A 3,961-nucleotide genomic window follows, 5' to 3' on the forward strand; every position below is an offset into this window, starting at 1 on the left:
TGGATCTATAATTTTAAACTTGATGCTGAAGCTTGCCGTTTCATTCTGCACCAGCGTATTGCCGCTTGCTCCGGTTGGAAGCGGGAAAGTGATGATACGCGTTTTGCCCACAACAGTATTGCCTGTTGGTTCTGTTATATTTCCTGCTCCAATGGTTCTCTCTACTGAACCAGCCACATAATCTATCGAAGAAGGCAAGGTTACATAAATGTTTTCGTTTGTGCTTATTGGGTTTGAGCCCTGGTTTTTAATCTCGATGCTGTATACAGCTCCGCTGCCGTCATTTTTCAGGTTTACCACGCTCGGTGTCAGCACATAGCTGTTTAATGCCGGAGGCACAACGCTCAAATTCATCTCATCTCCTGAAGCGGCCTCTTGAGTGAGCTGCCCGCAGCCGCTCGTGGCGTTCATATTATAAGCTACCGATGAGCCCGAAACATAGCCGCAGGTCGTTTCCCCCTGATAACTTACCGCCATCACGTTATTTCCGTTTGATGACGGCGGCAAAAATGGTATACCATTAGCGTCTGCCGAGATGTACCACTGCCATACCCCTTTTGCCGTGTTAAAAACAGGATCGCCGATGGTTCTTGTTGCCCCGTCGTATATCAATTTGCTCGTTCCCGCCCTTGCCGTATAATTGGCAGGGAAAGCCGCTTCGAGTATCAGGTTCTCTGCATTTCCGGTTCCCGTATTGGTCACTTCCATGCTGTAGTCGATCATGTGCTCCGATCCCTTTATGGGGTTGGTGCAGAACTGCACAGGATTTTGTGGCGATGTTACCACCATTGTGATGCCGATATCTTTTGGAAGCAGGTTAAGATCAAACGTGGTCTGGTTGGCTGTGCAGGCTCCCAGTTCTGCTCCATAGCCTACGTCAGGATCCATAGGATAGCCTGTAGCTCCAAAGCCATACGTAAAATTCACTTTATCATTTGTGCAGGCAGTATAATGGGCCTCTACGTTATAGGTAGCCGTAGTGGCAATGTCTCCCAGTTTTACCCAGTACTTGCCAGCTCCGTAACTTACCGCGGGATATTCTGTGAAAGGAGCTGTTGTAGACACCAATTTAGTTATTGTAATATTATTGTTTGGAGACACAAAGCTCATCCAGTTATTTGGCAGGTTTGCCTCACCCCCTGCCGCCACTATTGCAGCTGTATCTGATGTATTGGTTACCCTAACCTGCCAGTTTACCGTACTGCCTACGCCATCTACATTTTGTAATGTCGGCGAAGCATTAGCTGTATAATTATATAGAGTAACAGATCCTCCTTGAGTAAAAGTATTTTGAATATAACTCTCCGTATTGCTATTTTCCTCAGCCGTTGTATAAATATCATAATTTTGTACAGTAGGCACATTAATAATACCCGCTGTAGCACAGACTGGCAGCATAAAAACACTCAAATTTTGATTTCCATTGGCTCCTATCCAATCTGACACAACAGGGATATTAGCGGTTGATAAAGGCAAACCGTTACTGCCTAATGCTATATTATTGGCTGTCACAATGGTATTCCCTCCGCTATAGGTAACTGTAAAAATATTAGGGTTGACTTTATAAAGAGCAACCTGCCCACTAGCAGAAATATACGGTTCTTTGCCTACATTTGTATCCATTTTCCAAATTCCCGGAATGGTCATCTGAACATTCCTAAAAACTCCATAATTTCTTACCTCATTAGGAAAATGATCACCCCCTATATCTGTAGGATGATTTCCATTTAAAAGGCTTGCCATTACACGCATGCTGTTAAGACCTACTACGGCTTGCACCCCAGTAAAACTATTAGCCAACAAATAAAGTCTTTGAATAAAGAAACCAACTGGAATTGGCTGGCAGGTAGAAGCCGTTCCTCCACTATCTTTAGTGTACAAATCTCCTTCTAAATTTTGCAGTGCACTATACACATAACTCAAATTATCACGAGTTACTTTGGTAAACCAGTTTATTTCAATTTTATCACCAACCTGTAAAGTGTAGTTGATGTCTTTTCCTGCTCCGATTTTAGCTCCTAAATTTACTTGCTGCAACTGAAGACTTGTCGATGAATCATAACTAAAGACTATCTCCCCAACTGTAATATTGCCATTTACAACACTGCCATCTGAAGCTTTTGTAATAGTTATTGTCCCAGCAATATCAGATGTATTAGAACTTACCTTGTCAAAATTGGATTGTGTAATATTTGATGAATTTGAAGTATATTTTACCCTTGCCCATAGCTCTGTAAAAGAAGTAGAATTTACTGTTCCTGTAAAAGTGGTTTTTACCCTATCTTTTGCAACAGCCCCGTGCAGATTAATTCCTGGCGTATTTTCATTTACAAAAGCAGTAGGTGTATACCATATGTTAGTATTAGTAGGGGCAGGCGCATAACCAAAAGTTGCGCGAGTCATATCAAAACTCGTCGTTGCCACCATACCGCAACTGGTATCTACAATTGCATAATTGAGTGTGCTACTACTGCAACCGTAAGGCATTGTTATATCACAACCTGTAAAACCTATTGTCGCACTATATTGAATTGTTTTATTTGTGATACTTCCTGATCCATTTACTATTAAAGGGATTTCTAGGTTATCATTAGCAGTATTAATCCCCGTTAATGTAGATGCTGGAGTTAAAACCAGCGTTTTAGTAGATGCATTATAACTTATAGCATTACTAGGAATAACATAGCCCGCAAGATATAACCATCTTACATTTCCAGTAGGGTCATAATCCAAACCATCTGGCAATATAAAAGTAAAAGTCTTTGTCATTTTAGCAGAACCTTGAGTAAAAGCTGCTGATAGTGTACCACCAAAACCAGTAGTTAGTTTTATTTTATCTCCAGATTTTAGAGCGGTAGCATTTAAACTAGCGGTAAAAGCACCATATTGCTGTGCCCCAACCTGAAAAGTAGATGCTGTGTAAGTAGAAAGTGCACCAGCAGTATAATTAACTCTATTTACTAGCTTACCGCACTGGTCTACATATGAAGTCCCTAAAGAGAAATAATCCGTTCCAGTACTTGGTACAACATAACTATTTAAACTACATGTTTTATAAGATAAAGTATTGAAACCATATTCAAAATCTATCTGAAAACTTTGTCCCGCAGCTAAATCATCAAATTTGCCATCAGCGTTTAAGCTCTGCAATGCAGTGCCATAAGCACTGGTAAGGCCTGCCAAATCAATTACAAAACAATTTTGTAAACCAGGGATAAGAACACCGTTTCCGTTTCGTTTTAAAACTAAACTGGTTACATCTGTTCCATTAATAGACACCTTATTTATAGTGTAATTACTAGCTGGCTCAACATTTGGAACTTGGGCTGCATTTGTATAAACTGTACTCCAAGGAAATTTTATATCAAAAATACTCGATGCTGTTCCCGTACCTTCATTCTTAACCGTATACGATACTTTTCCATTCTCGCAAAAAGTTGGCCATGAAGTAGGTGACATGCGAGTTAATGAAATAGCAGGATTTCCTACAGGAGTTGTAATAGAAGCTGTGGAGCTATCAAAAAAACAGAAATTATTTTTTGAATCTCCAGAACCTGCTTTCATGGTCAATTGTATCGAAGAACCCAAAGCACAGCTGGTCATCTGTTCTGTAAGTACCAGTGTAATTTCTTCACCATTATCAAAACTAGTATTTGCCGTACCCGAAGTTGTTGTAATAGCACTTTGCAGAGCCGCACCTGCTAAGGTAATACGGTATCCGTTGGTTATAGGCGTTACTGTACCAAAATTAGAATTCAGAAGTTTGTAATATGGGTATTGTGTACCTGTTACTACATTGGTATCAAAGTATACCGTAGATACAGATACATTCCCACTATTTTTAAACTTCACTGTACGTGTAGCATTGGTGCTCAAAGGCGTAGAAAGTGCCTGCGGACTTGGCACACCCGAAAACACATAAGCCGGAGCCGGCGTACTGGCCGCTACCGGACTTACAGCA

The 3,961-nt window shown here is 40.8% G+C and carries 1 protein-coding gene; it reads right to left on the reverse strand.

All coding sequences use genetic code 11. The features are described from left to right. Positions 1-3,961, reverse strand: a 3,961-nt coding sequence (locus GR162_RS22055; RefSeq protein ID WP_160783890.1) for a hypothetical protein, incomplete at both ends; no start/stop codon positions are given.

Origin of the sequence: Flavobacterium sp. HBTb2-11-1 (genome assembly GCF_009826975.1) — a bacterium.
In the GTDB taxonomy this organism is placed as follows: Bacteria; Bacteroidota; Bacteroidia; order Flavobacteriales; family Flavobacteriaceae; genus Flavobacterium.